Origin of the sequence: Ectopseudomonas khazarica (assembly GCF_017915135.1) — a bacterium.
GTDB lineage: Bacteria > Pseudomonadota > Gammaproteobacteria > Pseudomonadales > Pseudomonadaceae > Aquipseudomonas > Aquipseudomonas khazarica.
Genome location: NZ_CP068551.1, coordinates 364,257 through 384,436 on the forward strand (window position 1 = coordinate 364,257; position 20,180 = coordinate 384,436).

Consider the following 20,180-nt stretch of genomic DNA (forward strand, 5'->3'; position numbering starts at 1 on the left):
CCGCCACTCGCCGTCCATCGTACGGCTGTCCAAGGAGACGCCATGACCCAGTCCGCCCCCGCCGCCGAAGGCGAGAAGATCCTCATCGTCGATGATGACGCCCGTCTGCGCCGCCTGCTCGAGCGCTTCTTCGACGAGCAGGGCTACCGGGTACGTGCGGTGGAGAACGTCGAGCAGATGGATCGTCTGCTGGCGCGCGAACTGTTCAATCTGGTGGTGCTCGACCTGATGCTGCCGGGCGAGGATGGCCTGTCCGCCTGCCGTCGTCTGCGTGAGTCGAACAACCAGATCCCGATCATCATGCTCACCGCCAAGGGTGATGAGTCGAGCCGTATCCAGGGCCTGGAACTGGGCGCCGACGATTACCTGGCCAAACCCTTCAACCCGCGTGAGCTGCTGGCGCGGATCAAGGCCGTGCTGCGCCGCCAGGCGCCGGTGGTGCCGGGCGCGCCGGGCTCCGAGGACGAGAGCGTCAGCTTCGGCGACTACGAGTTGTCCCTGGCCACGCGCGAACTGAAGAAAGGCGACGAAGTGCACATGCTCACCACCGGTGAGTTCGCCGTGCTCAAGGCGCTGGTGCAGCATGCGCGCGAGCCGCTTACCCGCGACAAGCTGATGAACCTGGCGCGTGGCCGCGAGTGGGATGCGCTGGAGCGTTCCATCGATGTGCAGATCAGCCGCCTGCGCCGCCTGATCGAGCCGGACCCGTCCAAGCCGCGTTATATCCAGACCGTCTGGGGTGTGGGCTACGTGTTCGTGCCGGATGGCAATAAGTGAAGTTGCACGCTGCCAGTCACACGCTGCAGGTGATCGGAGGTTGGGCGGCTTCTTCTTGCGGCTTGCAGCTTGAGGCTTGCCGCTCTTGAAGACTCCCGTCTGGTTCCCGCAAAGCTTCTTCGCCCGCACCCTCTGGCTGGTGCTGGTGGTCGTGCTGTTCTCCAAGGCGCTGACGCTGGTTTATCTGATGATGAACGAGGACGTGCTGGTCGACCGCCAGTACAGCCATGGTGCAGCGCTGACCCTGCGCGCCTACTGGGCGGCCAACCCGGATGACCGCGACCACATCGCCCAGGCGGCAGGGCTCAAGCGCATCCCGCGTGACAAGGTGCCGGCCAGCGAACAGCACTGGCCCTACAGCGAGATCTTCCAGCGGCAGATGCAGACCGAGCTCGGTCCCGACACCGACACCCGGGTGCGTGCCACCACGCCGCCTGCGCTGTGGGTGCATGCCCCCAGCCTCGGCGACGGCTGGGTACGCGTGCCGATGTACCCGCACCCGCTGCGTGGCCAGCGCATCTGGAGCGTGCTGGGCTGGTTCCTCGGCATCGGCCTGCTGTCCACCGCCGCCGCCTGGATCTTCGTGCGCCAGCTCAGCGCACCGCTCAAGCGTCTGGTCTACGCGGCTCGCCAGCTGGGCCAGGGGCGCAGCGTGCGCCTGCCGATCAGCGACACGCCCAGCGAGATGACCGAGGTCTATCGCGCCTTCAACCAGATGGCCGAGGACGTCGAGCAGGCCGGGCGTGAACGCGAGCTGATGCTGGCGGGCGTCTCGCATGACCTGCGCACGCCACTGACCCGCCTGCGTCTGGCCCTGGAGTTCATGCAGAACGATGCGGAAACCGAGGACATGGTGCGCGACATCGAGGACATGGACGCGATTCTCGATCAGTTCCTCGCCTTCATCCGCGACGGACGCGACGAGCCGGTGGAGGAGGCGGACTTCCCCGAGCTGGTGCGTGAAACCCTGGCGCCCTACAACCAGGGCGGCGAGCGTGTTCGCCTGTGCCTGGAGCCGATTCCTCCCTTCCCGCTGCGCCGTGTCTCGACCAAGCGGCTGCTCACCAACCTGGTGGAGAACGCGCTCAATCATGGCGGCGGCGATGCCGTGGAGGTGGTTGCCAGCCTGGCCGGTGACCACAGCGCGCCCTATGTGGTGCTGAGCGTCCTCGACCGTGGCAACGGCATCGACCCGACCGAACTGGACAGCATCTTCAACCCCTTCATTCGCGGTGACCGGGCGCGTGGCGGGCGGGGCACCGGCCTCGGCCTGGCCATCGTCAAGCGCATCGCGGCCCTGCATGGTGGCAGTGTCGAGCTGCGCAACCGCAGCGGCGGTGGCCTCGAGGCGCGCGTGCGGCTGCCGCTCGGCCTGCTGCTGCCGCGTGATGCGGTGTAGCTGAGCGGCCTGCCCCGCGGCGGCGTGCTGGCAATACGCTGCCAAGCGCTCTGGCGCTGGGCTATGCTGTGCCTGCGAATCGATTCGAGGCCCGCATGTCCGCCGCCTTCCCTGACCGCCTGCCCAGCTGGACCTGGTGGCTGCCGCTGCCGATCTTTCACCTGGGCACCTGGATATCCCTGGCAACCCGCCTGAACGATGGCGTGGCGCTGTGCTACCTGCCGCTGGTGCTCGGCCTGACGCTGTGCCTCTGGTGGGGGCCGCGGGTGTTGCCGGCGCTCTACCTCAATGCGCTGTTCAGCGTGCCGTTGTGGGGCCTGCCCTGGCAGTGGGCGCCGCTCTATGCCTTGCCGGAAACGGCGGCGGTCGCCCTGGGCTGGTGGTTGCTGCAGCGGCAGGTCTTCGACCCCGCGTTGGGGCGCCTGTCGGATCTGCTGCGTTTCTTCGCCCTTGGTGTACTGGTGCCCGCCACCCTGTTGGCCCTCGGGCTGCAGACCAACCTGTGGCTGACCGGCCTGCAGATCGGCGAGCGCTGGGCGCTGGCCAGCCTGTCGATCTGGCTGACCGACGCGATCAACCTGCTCGCCCTGTGTGCGCCGCTGCTGGCCTTCGCCACGCCGCTCCTGCGGGCGCGTGGCTGGCTGCGCAAATGGGCCGAGACGCCCGGGACGACCTCGCTGCTCAGTGCTTCGCCGTCCGCCTGGTTGCTCGCTGCGGGCGTGTTCGTGCTGCTGCTGGTGTTGCTGGGCAGCCTGCCGTTGCTGCTCGCCCTGCCGGTACTGGGCATCAGCATGCTGGTGTTGGCGCTGCGCCATGCGTTCGTCGGCGCCCTGTACGGCGTCATCCTCGGCTATTGCGCGACCCTGGTGCTGCCCCTGCTGCGCACCAGCCTCGGTCAGGAGGGGCTGGACCTGCAGCGCAACCAGTTGCAGCTGGCTGTCCTCCTGCTGATGGGCGCGGTCCTGCTGGTGGGCCGGGCGCTGAGCGACCTGCGCCAGACCCTGGCACTCAGCGCGCAGATACAGCAGCAACTGGCGCGCGCCAACCTGGCGATGGAAGCCAGCCCGCTCGGAGTGACCATCGCGGATGCACGGCAGGCCGACATGCCGCTGGTCTACTGCAACCCGGCCTTCACCCAGATCACCGGTTACTCCGCCGCCGAGGCCGAGGGGCGCGAGTGCCTGTTCCTGGCCGGCGATGAACACAATCAGCACGGCCTGCAGAAGCTGCGTACGGCGCTGCGCGAAGGGCGCGCCGCACAGGCCGTGGTACGCAACGTGCGCAAGGATGGCAGCCGCTTCTGGAACGAGGTGGTGCTGGCACCGATGCGCGACGAGCAGGGCATCAGTCATTTCGTCGGCCTGCAGCACGACGTCAGCGAGCGCGAGGAACTGGCGGCGCAGGTCGAGCGGCAACGGCTGGCCATGCTGCGCCAGAGTCATCTGTTCACTCAGACCGAGGACATCGCCAACCTGGGCGGCTGGGTACTGGAGCTCAGCGACTACGGCATGTTCTGGAGCGAGGGCTGCTACCGCATCGTCGAGCGCGACATCCAGCAGGGCCCGCCCGACCTGCAGCAGGCGCTCGACTACTACGACACGCCGAGCCAGACGCTGATCATGCAGACCCTGCAGGCTGCACTGGGCGGGGTCGAGGAGCTGGACGTCGAGGCGCGCCTGGTCGCGCGCCTGGGCGGCCGGCTGGTGCGCCTGCGCGGGATTCCCGAGCGTGATGCCGACGGCACCCTGGTACGCATCTACGGCGTGGTGCAGGACATCAGCGAACGCAAGCGCGCGGAGTCGCAACTGCGCGAGCGCGACGAGCGCCTGCGCCTGTTCTTCGAGGCGCCGCTGATCGGGATGGCGCTGACGACCCAGTCGTTCGGCTGGGAAGAGGTCAACCAGAAGCTGTGCAACATCCTCGGGCTGGAGCGCGACGAACTCCTGGCCAGCTCCTGGCAGCAGCTGTCGCACCCGGGCGACCTGCCGACGGAGCAGTCGCGGCTGGAGCCCGTGCTGCAGGGCTCCAGCGACGGTTTCGAGATGGACAAGCGCTTCCTGCGCGGCGATGGCCAGGTGGTCTACACCCGCGTCAGCCTGAGCGTCGTGCGTGGCACTGGCGGTCGTCCGACCCTGTTCCTGCTGCTGGTCGAGGACATCAGCGCACGGCGCGAGGCCGAGGCGCGTTACCGCACCCTGGTCGAGCACGCCCCCGAGGCGATCCTGCTGTTCAGCCCCGATGGCGGCATCGTCGAGTTCAACGAGAATGCCTTGCAGCTGTTCCGCTACCGCCGCGAGGAGCTGCTCGGGCGCTCGATCCAGAGCATCAGTCCGCTGCGCCAGGGCGACGGGCGGCTGTCCTCACGGGCCGGCCAGGAGTACCTGAAGCGCGCCATCGAGGGCGAGGCGCCGGTGTTCGAGTGGAACCACCGCGACAGCGCCGGTCGTCAGTTGCCCTGCGAGGTGCGTCTGGTGCGCATGCCGGGCGAGCAGCTGCTGATCCGCGCCAGCGTCACCGACATCTCCGAGCGTCAGCGCTACCAGCGCGAGATCGAGCGCCTGGCCTACAGCGACGAGCTGACGGGCCTGCCCAACCGCCGGCTGCTGCTCGACCGTCTGCAGCACGCCATGGACCGCGAGCACCGCGAGGGCAGCCTGGGCGCGTTGCTGTTCATCGATCTCGATCACTTCAAGACGGTCAATGACAGCCTCGGCCATCTGGTCGGCGATGCCTTGCTCTGCGAGGTCACCACCCGCCTGGCGGGCGAGTTGCGCACCGAGGACACCCTTGCCCGTCTCGGCGGTGACGAGTTCGTGGTCCTGCTCGAGGCCCTCGGCCAGGAGCCCAAGGCCGTGGCCGAGCATGCGGCGGCGGTTGGCGAGAAGCTGCTCCGGGGCCTGCAGGGCAGCTGCCTGATCGACGGGCATGAGCTGGCGATCAGCGCCAGCATCGGGATCGCCCTGCACCCGCTGGGGTTGCAGCAGGCCTCGGACATTCTCAAGCAGGCCGACACGGCGATGTACCGGGCCAAGCACGCCGGGCGCAACGCCCTGCATTTCTTCGCCCCGGAGATGCAGGCGGCCATCGACCAGCGCCTGCAGCTGCAGAGCGAGCTGCGCCAGGCACTCGCCCGCCAGCAGTTGCAGCTGGTGTTCCAGCCGCAGCTGATGCTGGCCGACGACTCCTTTGCCGGTGCCGAGGTGCTGCTGCGCTGGATGCACCCCGAGCGCGGCGAGATCGGCCCGGACCAGTTCATCCCCCTGGCCGAGGAGACCGGCCTGATCCAGGAGATCGGCCAGTGGGTGCTGGAGCAGGCCTGCGCGGCGCTGGCGCGCTGGCAGACGCAGTGGCCGCAGCTGGTGCTGGCGGTCAACCTCAGCCCGCGTGAGCTGCGCCAGAGCGAGTGCGTGGAACGCGTCGAGGCCTGCCTGCAGCGGCATGGCGTGCCGGCGCAGGCACTGGAACTGGAAATCACCGAAGGCGTGCTGCTCGAGGACGTCGAGCGCTGCATCGGCAACATGCAGCGGCTCAAGGAGCAGGGCGTGCGCTTCGCCATCGATGACTTCGGCACCGGCTATTCGTCGCTCACCTACCTCAAGCGCCTGCCGCTGGATCGCCTGAAGATCGACCGCAGTTTCGTCGCCGACCTCGATGGCGACAGCAGCGGGCGCATGCTGGTGCAGACCATCCTGATGATCGCGCGCAACCTGGGCCTGGAGTGCGTGGCCGAAGGCATCGAGCGCGACAGCCAGCTGCAGTTGCTACGCGAGCAGGCCTGCACGCTGGGCCAGGGCTATCTGTTCGGCCGGCCCATGGCCGAGGCCGAGTTTCTTGCCTGGATGGACAGCCGCGTCACCAGCTGAGGCGGTTGCCGCCCAGGCGCGCCTGCTGGCCGCAGGGCCAGGGGAAGTTGCTGTCGCCGTGCCCGCTGGGCAGCTCGCCGTAGAGCGCGATGCCCAGCGGCGTCAGGTATTCGCTGAAGATCTGCTCCAGGCTGTGGTGCACGCCGCGTCGCGGGCAGTCGGTGAAGCCGCCGAGGCACACCGCACGCGGGCGTCGCCCGGCGAAACTCTGGAGCAACTGCCAGAGGCTGCGCTCCAGGCGGTAGTAGGGCTCGCCGACGTCCTCCAGGATCAGGATGGCGTCGTCCGCCAGGTGCAGCTGCGCTGTGCTGCCGCAGGCACTGGCCAGTGCCGTGAGATTGCCGCCCTGCAGGCGGCCCTCGAGGTGCTGCGCAGGGCCGCTGACATGGCGCACGGGCAGTTCCTGCGGTTGCCCGTCGAGCAGGCGCCACAGCGCCTGCATCGAGGCCAGGCGCTCGCGCTGGCCGCCTGGCGCCGCCAGCGCCTGGTGCCCGAGGGCGCTGGCTACCGGGCCGTGAATGGCCGGCAGGCCATGCTGGCGGAAGGCATCGAGCAGGATCGACAGGTCGGAGAAGCCGATCAGCGGGCGTGGGCTGGCCTGGCGCAGCAGGGCCCAGTCGATGTCGGCCACCAGCTGCGCGCAGCCATAGCCGCCACGCAGGCACCAGACGGCATCGATGTCGGGCAGGGCGAAGGCCTGGTGCAGGTCTTCCAGGCGCTGCTGCGGCGTGCCGGCCAGGTAGCGGTGCCGAGCGCGCACGTGCCGGCCCAGGTGGTAGCGGATACCCAGGACGTCGAGCTGCGCCAGGGTCGCTTCGAGCACATCTTCGGCAAGCGCCGCTGCCGGGGCGATCAGCGCCACGCGGCCGTCGAACGCAGGGCTCATCCGCGGCCCTTGGTGCGGGTCTGGCCGGGCTCGGCGTTCTTCTCCAGGTACTGGATGATCATGCCGGCCACGTCCTTGCCGGTGGTGGTTTCGATGCCTTCCAGGCCTGGCGAGGAATTCACCTCCATCACCAGCGGGCCGTGGTTGGAGCGCAGGATGTCCACCCCGGCCACGTTCAGGCCCATGACGCGGGCGGCGCGCACGGCGGTCATGCGTTCTTCCGGGGTGATCTTGATCAGGCTGGCGCTGCCGCCACGGTGCAGGTTGGAGCGGAACTCGCCGGCCTTGGCCTGGCGCTTCATCGCCGCGATCACCTTGTCGCCGACCACGAAGCAGCGGATGTCGGCGCCGCCGGCTTCCTGGATGTACTCCTGGACCATGATGTCCTGCTTGAGGCCGAGGAAGGCCTCGATCACCGATTCGGCGGCCTTGTGCGTCTCGGCCAGCACCACGCCCATGCCCTGGGTGCCTTCCAGCACCTTGATCACCAGCGGTGCGCCGCCGACCATCTGGATCAGGTCGGGAATGTCGTCCGGCGAGTGGGCGAAACCGGTCACCGGCAGGCCGATGCCCTTGCGCGACAGCAGCTGCAGTGCGCGTAGCTTGTCCCGCGAGCGGCTGATGGCCACCGACTCGTTGAGCGGGTAGACGCCCATCATCTCGAACTGGCGCAGGACCGCGCAGCCATAAAAGGTCACCGAGGCGCCGATGCGTGGGATGACCGCGTCGAAGCCCTCCAGCGCCTGGCCACGGTAGTGGATCTGCGGCTTGTGGCTGGCGATGTTCATGTAGGCGCGCAGGGTGTCGATCACCTGCATGTCATGGCCCCGTTGCTGACCGGCCTCCACCAGACGGCGGGTTGAATACAGACGCGGGTTGCGCGACAGCACGGCGATCTTCATTGGGCACCTGGAAGGGACGAGGAGAGAGAGGGTTTTTCCTGCACATAACTGAGTGCCGGATTGACCACCAGTTGGCCGGTGATCAGCGCCTTGGAACCGAGCAGTACGCGATAACGCATGGTCTTGCGGCAGGCCAGGGTGAACTCCACCGGCCACAGGCGATCGCCCAGGGCCAGGTGGGTACGGATGACGTAGCGGCTCTGCGCCTGGCCATTGGAACTCTTGATGCGCTTCACCGAGACCAGCTGCGCCTCGCAACGGTGGCGGCGCTGCACCTGGGTGCCGAGGTAGGCGGTGAAGCGCACCCAGTCCTCGCCGTCGCGCTGAAAGGGTTGAATATCGCTGGCGTGCAGGCTCGACGTGCTGGCGCCGGTGTCGATCTTGGCGCGCAAACCGATGATGCCGAGCTCCGGCAGGTTGATCCACTCGCGCAGGCCGATCACGCTGAGCTGGTCGAAAGTCTTCAAGGCAGTGGTATTCCCCTGAGGCGACAGCGCCTATGATTCCGCGCATTCTAGTTGTGTGCTGTGACAACTGCATCTGCCGCGCTTGGCGAATGCGAAATCCCTTCAGAGAGTGAGATGAGCGAGAAAGACGACGACAAGGTCCGCCTGGACAAGTGGCTGTGGGCGGCACGCTTCTACAAGACCCGGGCGCTGGCCAAGGCCGCCATAGAAGGTGGCAAGGTGCATCACCGGGGGGAACGCTGCAAGCCGGGCAAGGAGCCGAAGATCGGTGACGAGTACGTGCTGCGCACCGGCTTCGACGAGCGCACCGTGCAGGTGCTGGCGCTGTCCACGGTGCGCCGGGGGGCGCCCGAGGCGCAGTTGCTGTATCGCGAGACGGACGAGAGCATCGCGCGCCGCGAGCAGGCTGCGGCGATGCGCAAGGCCGGGGCCATCGGCGTGCAGACCGACGGCCGGCCGAGCAAGAAGCAGCGGCGGCAGATTCAGCAGTTCAACGAACAGCAGGGTGGCGGCTTGCGCCACCCCTGGGCGGACGAGGAATAGCGCGCGGCGCGGTCAGTGTCCGCTGACCACGCTGATGCGCCCGAGCAGTGGCAGCCTGGCCAGACGCGAGGTGAGCGGCAGGGTGATCTTCTCCAGCCACTCGCTGGCGCGGTAGCCCAGCGGGGTGAAGCAGCCCCAGGCCAGGCCGGTCAGGCTCAGCAGCACGCCGCCGACGAAGGCATCCGAGCCCCAGTGTGCACCGGCCACCAGGCGCGGCAGCATGCCGATCACGGCAATGGCCCAGACCAGTGCCAGGCGCCAGCCACGGGCGAAGAAGCTGAGGAAGAAGGCCCAGATCATCAGCACCGAGGCGTGATCGCCAGGGAAGCTGCGGCTGGCGCTGTCCTTCAGGTCCCAGCGTTCTTCCCAGGCCGGGAACATCTCGGTCAGGCGCGCACTGCCTTCTACGGCCAGCGAGGCGCTCTGGCGTTGCCAGCCCATGTAGTCGACGAGGTCGGAAAACAGCACGCGGACCAGCAGCATCACGATCAGCATCGCCAGGAAGGCGTAGAGCGCGCGGCGCACCTGCGGGCCTTCGAACACCAGGCCGGCCTTGAGCATCACCGCCAGCATCACCACGCCGACACCGGCGTCGACCGGGCGCATGCTGCCGATGGCCCAGATGTGCGCCCACAGGCCGGCGGCATGCACCGGGTCGTTGAGCAGGTGGAACAGCTGCAGATCGAAGGCGTCCCACAGCTGGCGCGTGGGCTGCCACAACCAGCTGGCGAGCAGCAGCAGGCTGACGACATGGCAGGCCAGCAGGGGCTTCAAGCGCCACTGCGTATTGAGAAAGACGGTCGACATGAGAAGTCCCTTTGCAGAAATATGACAGCTCTACCCGAGCGCGCGCATGGTAGGCCCTTATGGGCAGGATGCAATGTGACTCCGTGCTCGGTTCAGGCCAGGTTCAGAGCCGAGTCCTGGTGCTGCTGAGGTGACGCTCGGCGCCTGGCCCTTGGTTGTGCGGGCATTTGTGCATAAAATCGCCAGCCTTTTTTGCAGACCCTGAGCCCGCCGCTATGAACGACTTCAGCCAACGTTTCCTGTTCGACGACACCGACGTACGTGGTGAGATGGTCGCGCTGCGCGAGAGCTACGCTCACGTGCTGGCCAAGCACGCCTACCCGCAGCCCGTGGCACAACTGCTGGGCGAGATGATGGCTGCCGCCGCGCTGCTGGTCGGCACGCTCAAGTTCGATGGCCTGCTGGTGCTGCAGGCGCGCTCGGAAGGGCCGCTGTCGCTGCTCATGGTGGAGTGCTCCAGCGCGCGCGAGCTGCGTGGCATCGCCCGCTACGACGCCGAACAGATCGGCGCGGACGCCGACCTGCACAGCCTGATGCCCAACGGCATGCTGGCGATCACCATCGACCCGGCCAAGGGCCAGCGTTACCAGGGTATCGTCGACCTCGACGGCGTCGACCTGGCCGAGTGCCTGAGCAACTACTTCGCCAGCTCCGAACAGCTGCCGACGCGCTTCTGGCTCAAGGCCGACGGCCAGCGTGCCCGTGGCCTGCTGCTGCAGCAGTTGCCCGCGCATCACCAGACCGAGCCGCAGGAGCGCGAGGAAAGCTGGAACCATGTGCTGACCCTGGCCGATACCCTGACCGCCGAAGAGCTGCTGGGCCTGGACAACCCGACGCTGCTGCATCGTCTCTACCATGAAGAGAACGTGCGCCTGTTCGACGAGCAACTGCTGCAGTTCCGTTGCAGCTGCTCGCGTGAGCGCTCGGCCAGCGCCCTGATCAGCCTGGGCCAGGCCGATGCCGAGCTGCTGCTGGCCGAGCAGGGCGGCCAGGTCGAGATCGACTGCCAGTTCTGCAACGAGCGCTACCTGTTCGACGCCGCGGACATCGCCCAGCTGTTCGCAGGGGCCGGTAGCGAGGCGCCGTCGCAGACCCGTCATTGATGAACTTTTCCACCTTATAGAAGTTCTCTATCGGATCGGAGGATGCCAAGAAGTTCGCTTTTCTGGCATACTCCCGCGACTTTTTTACCGTGTAGTCCAGTTGCCCCTGGACTACACAACGTTCGGAAGACTCGGCCCAGCGGCCGACGGGGACCCTCATGACGCAAGCCAACAACGCCGTGTACACCGACATCAGCGCCGCGCAACTGGTCGAAGAAGCCATTCGCCGTGGTGAAGGGGAACTGGCCGCCAATGGCGCCCTGGTGGTACGCACCGGCCATCGCACCGGCCGCTCGCCGGCTGACCGTTTCATCGTGCAGGAGCCGAGCACCGAGGCGCAGATCGCCTGGGGCAACATCAACCGTCCGTTCCCGGCCGACAAGTTCGATGCCCTTTGGGATCGCGTCGAGGCGTTCAACAATGCACAGGAGCATTTCGTCTCCCACGTGCACGTCGGCTCTGCCGAAGCTCACTACCTGCCGGTGAAGATGACCACCGCGACTGCCTGGCAGAACCTGTTCGGCCGCCAGCTGTTCATCAATCCCGAGGCCTACAACCCGGCCGGTCGGGACCAGTGGCAGATCCTCAACGTCGCCAACTTCGAGTGCTCGCCCGAGCGTGATGGCACCAACTCCGACGGTTGCGTGATCATCAACTTCGCCGCCAAGAAGGTGCTGATCGCCGGCATGCGCTACGCCGGTGAAATGAAGAAGGCCATGTTCTCCGTGCAGAACTTCCTGCTGCCGGAAAAAGACGTGCTGCCGATGCACTGCGCCGCCAACATCGGTGAAGAAGGCGACGTGACCCTGTTCTTCGGTCTGTCCGGCACCGGCAAGACCACCCTGTCCGCCGACGAATCGCGTTACCTGATCGGTGACGACGAGCACGGCTGGGGCGAGGGTGTGGTCTTCAACGTCGAAGGCGGCTGCTACGCCAAGTGCATCGACCTGTCCGAGAAGAACGAGCCGGTGATCTGGAAAGCCATCCAGTTCGGCACCGTGCTGGAAAACGTCGTGCTCGACGAGCAGCGCACGCCGGATTACGCCGATGACAGCCTGACCCAGAACAGCCGTGCGGCCTACCCGCTGGAGTACGTCGAGAAGCGTAGCGAGAAGAACCTGGGCGGCGAGCCGAATGCCGTGATCTTCCTGACCTGCGACCTGACCGGCGTACTGCCGCCGGTGTCGATCCTCAACAACGAACAGGCGGCCTACCACTTCCTGTCCGGCTACACCGCGCTGGTCGGTTCCACTGAAATGGGTTCGGGCGGCGGCATCAAGTCGACCTTCTCCACCTGCTTCGGCGCACCCTTCTTCCCGCGTCCGGCCGGCGTCTACGCCGAGCTGCTGATCAAGCGCATCAACGCTTTCGGCTCCAAGGTCTACCTGGTCAACACCGGCTGGACCGGCGGTGGCTACGGCGTCGGCAAGCGTTTCAACATCCCCACCACCCGTGGCGTGATCTCCGCGATCCAGAGCGGTGCGCTGATCGGTGCCGAGACCGAGCACCTGCCGATCATCAACCTGGACGTGCCGAAGTCGGTACCTGGCGTCGAGACCAACCTGCTCAACCCGCGCAACACCTGGGCAGACAAGAACGCCTACGACGAAGCCGCCAAGGGCCTGGCCAAGCTGTTCATCGACAACTTCACCAAGTTCGATGTCAGCGACGCCATCAAGAGCGCCGGCCCGCAGCTGTAAATCGCAGCTGCGGCGGTACCCTATACGTTGTAATAGCCGGACATCGTGTCCGGCATCCAAGGATTGGAGAACCTTCTGCCATGACCGCCGCCAACGCCAATGCCAGCACCTCGCGCATGCCTGGATTGGACCTGCTCAGGGGGTTGTCGGCGCTCTGGGTTCTAGTCTTTCATTACCTGGCACTGGCGCCGGCGCAGTTTCGCCCCGAGGGGGAATTCTATTTTCTCAGCGTGGGGTGGAACGGCGTTGACCTGTTCTTCGTCCTCAGCGGCTTCCTGATCGCCGGGATTCTTGATCGGCCCGGCGAAAGCGTGCCGGGCTTCATGATCCGGCGCTTCTTCCGCATCTACCCCGCCTACATCCTGGTCGTGGTGCTTTCGCTGCTGCTGGTCAAGCCCGAGCTGATCGGCAATACCTTCCTGCTGGTCAGCCATGTGCTGTTGTTCAACAACCTCGTCGATGGTTTCGGCGGGGCGATCAACGGCGTGCTCTGGACACTCGGCACCGAGTTCCAGTTCTACCTGCTGGCAGCGTTCAGTCTGCTGTTGTTCCGCGCGCGTCAGCCCTGGTTGCTGCTGATCGGCCTGATGCTGCTGGGCAGCATCCTGTATCGCCAGCTGATCTACAGCCATGTCGAACTGGCGCATCAGCGCTTCTTCCTGGCCAGCCAGCTACCGGGGATGCTAGGGCTTTTCGGCATGGGCGTTCTGGCTTACTGGCTGCGTTGCCGCCTGGCCGGCTTCGTCGAGCACTACTTCTACGTCCTGGCCGCCTTGGGTGGTGTGCTGCTGTACCTGTTTCTCAGTGAACTGCGCTACTACATCGGTAACTACTGGGACTCGGACCTGGCCGTGGTCTGGGGACGCTTTGCCTCCGGGCTGGTGTTCGGTTATCTGGTGCTGGTGTTCTCCTGTGTGCCAGCGTCCAGTGGTCGCTTGATCAAGGCCAGTGGTGCGGTGTTCCTCGGTGAGATCAGCTACGGCATCTACCTCGTCCACTTGCCGGTCATGGAACTGCTGGTCAGGTACCTGCCGGGACTGGCCATGCCGCACTGGAGCCTGTACCTCATGCTGGTGCTGGGCCTGGTTCTGCTGCTGTCCGCGGCGCTCTACTACCTGATCGAGCTGCCGTTCATCCGGTTGGGCAAGAAATTCTCCGCACGCTTCCAGAGTGGCCCGGCACGGGCGGCGACATATGCCGTCAGCCCGTGAGGGGCTCAGTCGATCAGGCTCCCCTGCTGCAGGGTCCAGTCCACCAGCTCGCGAGACAGGCGATCGCCGGCCTGGCCGAATGCGGCCACCACCGCCGTTATCGAGGTGTCGGTCGCCGGCTGACTGGCGCTGAAACGGCGGCTGGCGAGGATGCGCTGATCGCGTGGGTTGACCAGGCGCGCATCGAGCTGGATCAGCGCCACCGGGCGACCGTCCTGATACTGGCTGTGAAAGCTGCGCAGGTCGCTGACCAGTTCCAGGTCGGCCTGCAGGCGCTGTTCATCGTTGCTCAGCGCCTGTATCCGGCCGTCATCGTGAAAGGCGTCCAGCAGCCGGCCGCGCAGCAACTGCGGCGTGCGTTCGCTCCAGCGCGCGCCTTGGTAGGTGTTGACTCGCCCGGGCTCGGGCAGCACGACGATGCGCGTGCCATCGAGCAACTGGCCGCTGCTCGGGCTGCTCACCCGCAATGACCAGTCGACGCGCTGCTGCTGCGCCGGCAGCGTGCCGCCGGGCAGCAGGTAGATATCCAGCGGTTCGCTCTGCGGCAGGATCGAACAGGCGCCGAGCAGGCCGGCCATCAGCAGCGGCAGCAGGTGCTTCATGGTTGGAACTCCTTGATGCTGTCGTTGCGCAGCAGGTAGCCGGTGGGGTCCTGCTCCAGGCGGCGGGAGAAGCCGCGCAGGGCGCTGAGGGTTTCGTGCAGCTCGGCGATGGCCGGGCCAAGCTCGCTGAGCCCCTGCATGCCGTTGTCCAGGGCGCTGCGGTTGTTCGCCAGCAGCTCCTCGATGTTGCGGCTGCTGCGTTCCAGCGAGGCCATCAGGCGTTCGGCGTTCTCCATCACCTGCGTGCCCTGGCCGTCGAGCAGGCGGTTGGCCGTGCGCATCAGTGCGGCGGCTTCGCGGGTGGCGGCGCCGACCTGCTGCATGGCGGCGCCGAGATCGTCGCGCTGATCGGCCAGCCCGGCGGTGGTGCGCTCCAGGTTGTCCAGGGTGCGCGACACCCGTTCGGCATTTTCCCGCGACAGCATGCGGTTGGCCCGGTTGAGCAGGCGGGTGATGTTGACCAGCAGGTCCTCGCCGTTGGCCATCAGGCGTGACAGCGGCGAGCGATCGGCGATGATGATCCCCGGTTGGCCGTGCTCGCCTTCCAGCGCCGGACTTTCCGGGCTGCCACCATGCAGCTGGATCACCGCCAGGCCGGTGATGCCGGTGATCGCCAGGCGGGCGCGGGTGTCCTGCTTGATCGGGGTGTTGCCGACGATGCGGATGCGCGCCCGTACGGTGCGTGGATCGTTCGGGTCGAGGCCGAGGCTGACCACGTCGCCGACCTTGATGCCGCTGTACTGCACGGCGCTGCCCTGGGACAGCCCGGTGACCGCCTCGTTGAAGATCACCTCGTAGTCGGTGAAGGCGCGATCGGAGCTGCTGCTGTTCAGCCACAGGCCGAACAGCAGCGCGGCACCCACCGTGAGCACGGTGAACAGGCCGATCAGCACGTGATGGGCTCTGGGTTCCATTCATTGACTCCCTGCCGCGGTCGCGGCCTGTGCGGCTGCGCGTCCACGCGGGCCGTGAAAATATGCCTGAATCCAGCTGTCGTCGGTGGCGGCCACCACCTCCAGGCGGTCGGCCACCAGCACCTTTTTCTGCGCCAGCACCGCGACCCGGTCGCAGATGCTGTAGAGCGTGTCGAGGTCGTGGGTCACCAGAAACACGCTCAGCCCCAGGCTGTCGCTGAGGGTACGGATCAACTGGTCGAAGGCCGCCGCACCGATTGGGTCGAGGCCGGCAGTGGGTTCATCGAGAAACAGGATGTCCGGGTCCAGCGCCAGCGCGCGGGCGAGTGCGGCGCGCTTGACCATGCCGCCGGACAGCGAGCTGGGGTACTTGTCGGCGGCGTCCTGTGGCAGGCCGGCCAGGGCGATCTTGACCCGTGCCAGGCGTTCGGCGGCGGCGCGCGACAGACCGGCATGCTCGATCAGCGGCAGGGCGATGTTCTCGCTGACGGTCAGCGAGGAGAACAGCGCGCCGCGCTGGTAGAGCACGCCGAAACGGCGCTCCAGCTGCGAGCGCTTCTCGGCCGGCAGGCTCAGCAGCTCTTCGCCGAATACCCGCACGGTGCCGGCGTTGGGGCGGCGCAGGCCGACGATGCTGCGCAACAGCACCGACTTGCCGGTACCGGAGCCGCCGACCACGCCGAGAATTTCGCCGCGATAGAGATCGAAATCCAGATGCTCGTGCACCACCTGGCTGCCGAAGCGGTTGCTCAGGTCGCGTACCTCGATGATGGCCTCGCGCGTCACCAGCCCATCTCCATCAGGAACAGGGCAGCCAGCGCGTCGAGCAGGATGACCACGAAGATCGACTGCACCACCGCCGAGGTGGTGTGTTCGCCCACCGACTGGGCGCTGCCGCTGACCTTGAAGCCTTCCAGGCAGCCGATCAGGGCGATCAGGAAGGCGAAGATCGGCGCCTTGAGCAGGCCGACCAGGAAATGCCGCAGCAGGTCGCTGTCCTGCAGGATCGACAGGTACATCGCCGACGGAATGTCCAGCGCCACTGCGCAGACCAGGGCGCCGCCGAGCATGCCGCTGAGCATGGCGATGAAGGTCAGGATCGGCAGGGCGATGAGCATGGCGAACACCCGAGGCAGCACCAGCAGCTCGACGGGGCTCAGGCCCAGGGTGCGGATGGCGTCGATCTCCTCGTTGGCTTTCATCGAGCCGATCTGCGCGGTGAAGGCGCTGGCGGTGCGCCCGGCCATGAGGATGGCGGTGAGCAGCACGCCGAACTCGCGCAGGAAGGAGAAGGCGACCAGGTTCACCGTGTAGATGCTGGCGCCGAAGTCCGCGAGGATGGTGGCGCCGAGGAAGGCCACCACGGCGCCAACCAGGAAGGTCAGCAGGGCGACGATAGGCACGGCGTTGAGCCCGCACTGCTCCAGGTGCGCGGCCAGCGACGTCAGGCGCCAGCGCCGTGGGCGTATCAGGATGGCGAGCATGCCGCTCAGGGTCAGGCCCATGAAACCGAGCAGCGCCCGCCCCTGGTGCCACATGCCCTCGACGACCTCGCCGATATGCCCAAGCACTTCGCGCAGCACCGACGGCTCGCCAGGTGTCTGCGCCTGCCGGCTGTCGGCCATGGCATCGGCCACCGCCAGCAGCAACGCACGGCGCTGGCTGTTCAGCGCGCTCCGCTCCGTGAGCTGGCGCAGGCGCGCGCTGCCGAACAGCTCCACCAGCAGCGCGGCGCCCGCGGTATCCAGTGCGGCCAAGGTGCTGAGATCGACCGGCTCCTCGCCCTGCAGGCGCTCGCGCAGGGCCAGCACCTGGGGTTCGAGCCGGGCGTAGTGGGCCAGCGTCCAGTCGCCGCCAATCTGCAGGCCGTTGGCGGCATCCTTGCTGCTGGTCTGAAGCGGGGTCAGGTAGGGCGTGGTCATGGCGACAGCTTAGCGCCGCAGAGGCCTCGCCGGCCAGTCGAGGCACGCGCGCGCCGTGACGGACCAATCGAAGGTCGGATGACAGGGCGATGAACTAAGGTGAGTCTGTATCGACCGTCCTTCTCTCGCGAGTGCGTGCCATGTCCGTGGAACACCTGGATGTCCTGATCATCGGCGCCGGCCTGTCCGGTATCGGCGCCGCCTGCCATCTCAAGCGCCTGTGCGCCGACAAGCGTTTCGCCATTCTCGAGGGGCGACAGGCCATGGGCGGGACCTGGGACCTGTTCCGCTATCCGGGCATCCGTTCCGACTCGGACATGTACACGCTGGGCTACAACTTCAGGCCCTGGAGCGATCCGCAGGCCATCGCCGACGGGCCGTCTATTCGCCGCTACATCGAGGACACCGCCCGTGAGCAGGGTGTCGATCGGCTGATCCGCTATCAGCACCGGGTGCTCGAGGCGAACTGGTGCAGTGCCAGCGCCACCTGGCAACTGCGGGTGCAGCGGGGTGACGAGGACGAGCCGCTGCGCATGAGCTGCCGCCTCCTGATGATGTGCACCGGCTACTACCGCTACGAGGCCGGCTACACCCCGGCGTTCGCCGGGCGCGAGGCCTACCGGGGCACCTTCATCCATCCGCAGTCCTGGCCGCAGGGCTTCGACTGCAGCGGCAAGCGGGTGCTGGTGATCGGCAGCGGTGCGACTGCCGTGACGCTGGTGCCGGCGCTGGCCGAGGCGGGCGCGCAGGTCACCATGCTGCAGCGCTCGCCCAGCTACGTGATCAACCTGCCGCAACGCGATGCGCTGTCCAACGCGCTGCGCCGGGTACTGCCGGAAACCTGGGTCTACCGCCTGGCGCGCGGGCGCAACGTGACCTTGCAGCTGATCTTCTACAAGCTGGCCAAGCGGTTCCCGGGGCTGGTGCGCCGGGTGCTGCTGGGACTGGTGCGGCGGCAGCTGGGAACGGTCGATCCGCAGCACTTCAGCCCGAGCTACAAACCCTGGGACCAGCGCGTGTGCGCGGTGCCGGACGGTGATCTGTTCCGCGTGCTGCGGCAGGGCAAGGCGCAGGTGGTGACGGCCGAGATCGAGCGTTTCACCGCGCACGGCGTGCGCCTGAGCAATGGCGAGGAGCTCGAGGCCGAGGTGGTCGTCAGCGCCACCGGGTTGCAGCTGCAGTTGTTCGGCGGCATTGCCGTGAGCGTCGATGGCCTGCCGTTCGAGGCGCCGAAGAGCATGGGCTATCGCGGCATCATGTTGCGCGATCTGCCCAATCTGGCGGTGGTGATGGGCTACACCAACGCCAGCTGGACGCTCAAGGCCGACCTGTCCAGCGAGTACTTCTGCCGCCTGATACGGCACATGGACGCCACCGGCATGCGCCAGGTGACGCCACGCGACGGCGACGGCCAGGTGCGTCCACAGCCGTTTCTCGACCTGCAGTCCGGTTACATCGAGCGCGCTGCGCACCTGCTGCCGGCGCAGGGCGACCGGGTGCCCTGGAAGTTGCACCAGAACTACCTGCTGGATCTGCTGCAGCTGCGCTACGGCAGGCTGGAGGACGATTACCTGGTCTTCTCGGCGGAGCAGGATGAGGGGCAGGCGGAACTGGCCCAGCCCTGATGGCGCGGGGGGTATAGCGAATGTCCTACAAAAAAATGCACGATCGCGCCGCTGACAGCCCTGGCACAGGGCTACTACCATTTTGCGATATGCGTCACGGATGAGTCAGCGGGTGTGAGATCACCCATTCAACGAGAGGTCGGCCATGAAGGAACAGCGCCATTTACCTGCACTGCGTGCCCATATCGAGCACCTGCTCAGCAGCGGCTGGGTGATCTCCAGCCGTACACCCTTGACGTTGCAGAACGGACGACGCTGTTATCTGGTCTCCCACGGCATGCTGATCAGCGAATCCGCCTCGCGCGCTGCCTGAGCAGGTTTCCCGACCGCTGCGCCCCCCATCCCGCCTTGGCGCAGCGGCGTTTTTGGTTACCGGATATTGCGCCGCCAATCCCCTCGCTTCACGCCTGCACCCCGGTTCATCTGGGCTGCGCCCATCCTGCCCCTCTTTGCTGATGATGCGTCGATCGCTGTAACGCCTTGGTCCGGGCGTGGTCTGTGCCTATAACCCTTCGGTCACCGTTAGAGGTTCCACGCCATGCCCAGCCGTCGTCGATTCCTGCACGGTAGCGCCAGCCTGGCGGCGCTCGCCGCCCTGATGCCCTGGTTGCCATCATCCGCCTTCGCCTCCAGCGGCCTGATGAGCAGGCCCATACCCAGTACCGGTGAGCTGCTGCCGGTGGTGGGGCTGGGCACGTCGCGCACGCACGATGTCGCCATGACGGACGCAGCGCTGGAGCCGTTGCGCGAGGTGCTGCGCACGCTGGCCAATGGCGGTGCCAGCCTGGTGGACACCGCGCCCAGCTACGGGCGGGCGGAGGCGGTCTGCGGTGCACTGGCGGCGGAGGACGACATGCGCAAGCGGCTGTTCCTGGCCAGCAAGGTATCGTCCACGGGGCGTGCGGCCGGGGAGCGCCAGGTCGAGGCCAGCTTCGCCGCGTTGCGCACCGACACCATCGACCTGATGCAGGTGCACAACCTGCAGGACACCCGCACCCAGCTCGACCTGCTGCGCGAACTGAAGGCGCAGGGTCGGGTGCGCTACATCGGCGTCACCCATTACCTGGACTCCGCCCATGAGCGCCTGCTGCAGGTGCTGCGCCAGGAGCCGGTGGACTTCGTCCAGTTCAACTACTCCATCGGCGAACGCAACGCCGAGCGCGAGCTGTTGCCGTTCTGTGCCGACAAGGGCATCGCGGTGCTGATCAACCGCCCCTTCCAGCGCGCCGCACTGTTCGACCGGGTGCGCGGCAGGAGCCTGCCCGACTGGGTGGCCGTGGAGCTGGGTGCGACCTCCTGGGCGCAGTTGATGCTCAAGTTCATCCTCGCCCAGCCCGCCGTGACAGCAGTCATTCCGGCCACCTCCACGCCGCGCTACATGGCCGACAACCTGCTGGCCGGGCAGGGCAAGCTGCCCGACGCGGCCCAGCGCCAGCGCATCGTCGAGCTGTTCGCCTGA

General features: G+C 67.0%; 18 protein-coding genes. 10 read left to right on the forward strand and 8 right to left on the reverse strand.

Features of this window, described 5'->3' with window-relative positions; all coding sequences use genetic code 11:
- Window positions 1-42: 42 nt before the first annotated feature.
- The 3 genes from ompR (at window position 43) to JLK41_RS01755 (ending at window position 6,039) form a co-directional block, all read left to right on the forward strand.
- Window positions 43-777: an osmolarity response regulator transcription factor OmpR gene (gene ompR / locus JLK41_RS01745; RefSeq protein ID WP_037050229.1), complete on the forward strand. Its 735-nt coding sequence runs from the start codon at window positions 43-45 to the stop codon at window positions 775-777.
- An 85-nt stretch (window positions 778-862) separates the two neighbouring features.
- Complete coding sequence (locus JLK41_RS01750) at window positions 863-2,176, forward strand: ATP-binding protein (RefSeq protein ID WP_037050228.1); 1,314 nt, start codon at window positions 863-865, stop codon at window positions 2,174-2,176.
- Window positions 2,177-2,271: 95 nt separating this feature from the next.
- A complete protein-coding gene (locus JLK41_RS01755) occupies window positions 2,272-6,039 on the forward strand; it encodes a bifunctional diguanylate cyclase/phosphodiesterase (protein ID WP_210390208.1) in 3,768 nt (1,255 codons plus the stop codon).
- Here JLK41_RS01755 and JLK41_RS01760 read toward each other — a convergent pair.
- Genes JLK41_RS01760 through rimB form a run of 3 tightly spaced genes read right to left on the reverse strand, consistent with a single transcriptional unit; the run spans window position 6,029 to window position 8,294 of the window.
- Window positions 6,029-6,925 (reverse strand): S66 peptidase family protein, encoded by an 897-nt coding sequence (locus tag JLK41_RS01760; protein WP_210390209.1) that lies wholly within the window; start codon window positions 6,923-6,925, stop codon window positions 6,029-6,031. The genes JLK41_RS01755 and JLK41_RS01760 overlap by 11 nt on opposite strands.
- Window positions 6,922-7,827 carry a 30S ribosomal protein S6--L-glutamate ligase gene (gene rimK / locus JLK41_RS01765; RefSeq protein ID WP_037050224.1) on the reverse strand — a complete coding sequence of 302 codons (906 nt, stop codon included), beginning with the start codon at window positions 7,825-7,827 and terminating at the stop codon, window positions 6,922-6,924. Before rimK ends, JLK41_RS01760 begins: the two co-directional genes overlap by 4 nt.
- Entirely contained in the window at window positions 7,824-8,294 is a 471-nt protein-coding gene (rimB, locus tag JLK41_RS01770; protein WP_037050223.1) for a retropepsin-like aspartic endopeptidase RimB, read from the reverse strand. The genes rimK and rimB overlap by 4 nt, the downstream gene beginning before the upstream one ends.
- A 114-nt stretch (window positions 8,295-8,408) precedes the next feature.
- Between rimB and JLK41_RS01775 the strand changes: the two genes are divergently transcribed.
- The gene (locus tag JLK41_RS01775) at window positions 8,409-8,837 is read left to right on the forward strand and encodes an RNA-binding S4 domain-containing protein (protein ID WP_037050222.1); all 429 of its coding nucleotides are present in this window, start codon (window positions 8,409-8,411) and stop codon (window positions 8,835-8,837) included.
- A gap of 12 nt (window positions 8,838-8,849) precedes the next feature.
- On the opposite strand, the gene JLK41_RS01780 is transcribed toward JLK41_RS01775, so the two are convergent.
- Window positions 8,850-9,644, reverse strand: coding sequence for a phosphatase PAP2 family protein (locus JLK41_RS01780; RefSeq protein WP_210390210.1), 795 nt, complete (start codon window positions 9,642-9,644; stop codon window positions 8,850-8,852).
- 215 nt (window positions 9,645-9,859) lie between these two features.
- Between JLK41_RS01780 and hslO the strand changes: the two genes are divergently transcribed.
- The 3 genes from hslO to JLK41_RS01795 all read left to right on the forward strand — a co-directional run bounded on the left by hslO (window position 9,860) and on the right by JLK41_RS01795 (window position 13,658).
- On the forward strand, window positions 9,860-10,747 hold the full coding sequence (gene hslO / locus JLK41_RS01785; protein ID WP_037050218.1) for an Hsp33 family molecular chaperone HslO: 888 nt from the start codon (window positions 9,860-9,862) through the stop codon (window positions 10,745-10,747).
- Window positions 10,748-10,905: 158 nt separating this feature from the next.
- Complete coding sequence (locus JLK41_RS01790; protein ID WP_047584957.1) at window positions 10,906-12,447, forward strand: phosphoenolpyruvate carboxykinase; 1,542 nt, start codon at window positions 10,906-10,908, stop codon at window positions 12,445-12,447.
- Window positions 12,448-12,527: 80 nt separating this feature from the next.
- Window positions 12,528-13,658: an acyltransferase family protein gene (locus JLK41_RS01795; RefSeq protein ID WP_210390211.1), complete on the forward strand. Its 1,131-nt coding sequence runs from the start codon at window positions 12,528-12,530 to the stop codon at window positions 13,656-13,658.
- Window positions 13,659-13,663: 5 nt separating this feature from the next.
- On the opposite strand, the gene JLK41_RS01800 is transcribed toward JLK41_RS01795, so the two are convergent.
- Genes JLK41_RS01800 through JLK41_RS01815 form a run of 4 tightly spaced genes read right to left on the reverse strand, consistent with a single transcriptional unit; the run spans window position 13,664 to window position 17,096 of the window.
- Window positions 13,664-14,260 carry an ABC-type transport auxiliary lipoprotein family protein gene (locus tag JLK41_RS01800; RefSeq protein WP_210390212.1) on the reverse strand — a complete coding sequence of 199 codons (597 nt, stop codon included), beginning with the start codon at window positions 14,258-14,260 and terminating at the stop codon, window positions 13,664-13,666.
- Entirely contained in the window at window positions 14,257-15,174 is a 918-nt protein-coding gene (locus JLK41_RS01805) for an MlaD family protein (RefSeq protein WP_037050208.1), read from the reverse strand. Before JLK41_RS01805 ends, JLK41_RS01800 begins: the two co-directional genes overlap by 4 nt.
- Complete coding sequence (locus JLK41_RS01810; protein WP_037050207.1) at window positions 15,175-15,960, reverse strand: ABC transporter ATP-binding protein; 786 nt, start codon at window positions 15,958-15,960, stop codon at window positions 15,175-15,177.
- Window positions 15,957-17,096, reverse strand: coding sequence for an MlaE family ABC transporter permease (locus JLK41_RS01815; RefSeq protein ID WP_150607627.1), 1,140 nt, complete (start codon window positions 17,094-17,096; stop codon window positions 15,957-15,959). The genes JLK41_RS01810 and JLK41_RS01815 overlap by 4 nt, the downstream gene beginning before the upstream one ends.
- Window positions 17,097-17,236: 140 nt before the next feature.
- Between JLK41_RS01815 and JLK41_RS01820 the strand changes: the two genes are divergently transcribed.
- From JLK41_RS01820 to JLK41_RS01830, 3 genes are all read left to right on the forward strand, one after another.
- A complete protein-coding gene (locus JLK41_RS01820; RefSeq protein WP_210390213.1) occupies window positions 17,237-18,721 on the forward strand; it encodes a flavin-containing monooxygenase in 1,485 nt (494 codons plus the stop codon).
- Window positions 18,722-18,866: 145 nt separating this feature from the next.
- Window positions 18,867-19,034: a hypothetical protein gene (locus tag JLK41_RS01825; RefSeq protein WP_167494397.1), complete on the forward strand. Its 168-nt coding sequence runs from the start codon at window positions 18,867-18,869 to the stop codon at window positions 19,032-19,034.
- Window positions 19,035-19,259: 225 nt separating this feature from the next.
- The gene (locus JLK41_RS01830; protein ID WP_134678161.1) at window positions 19,260-20,180 is read left to right on the forward strand and encodes an aldo/keto reductase; all 921 of its coding nucleotides are present in this window, start codon (window positions 19,260-19,262) and stop codon (window positions 20,178-20,180) included.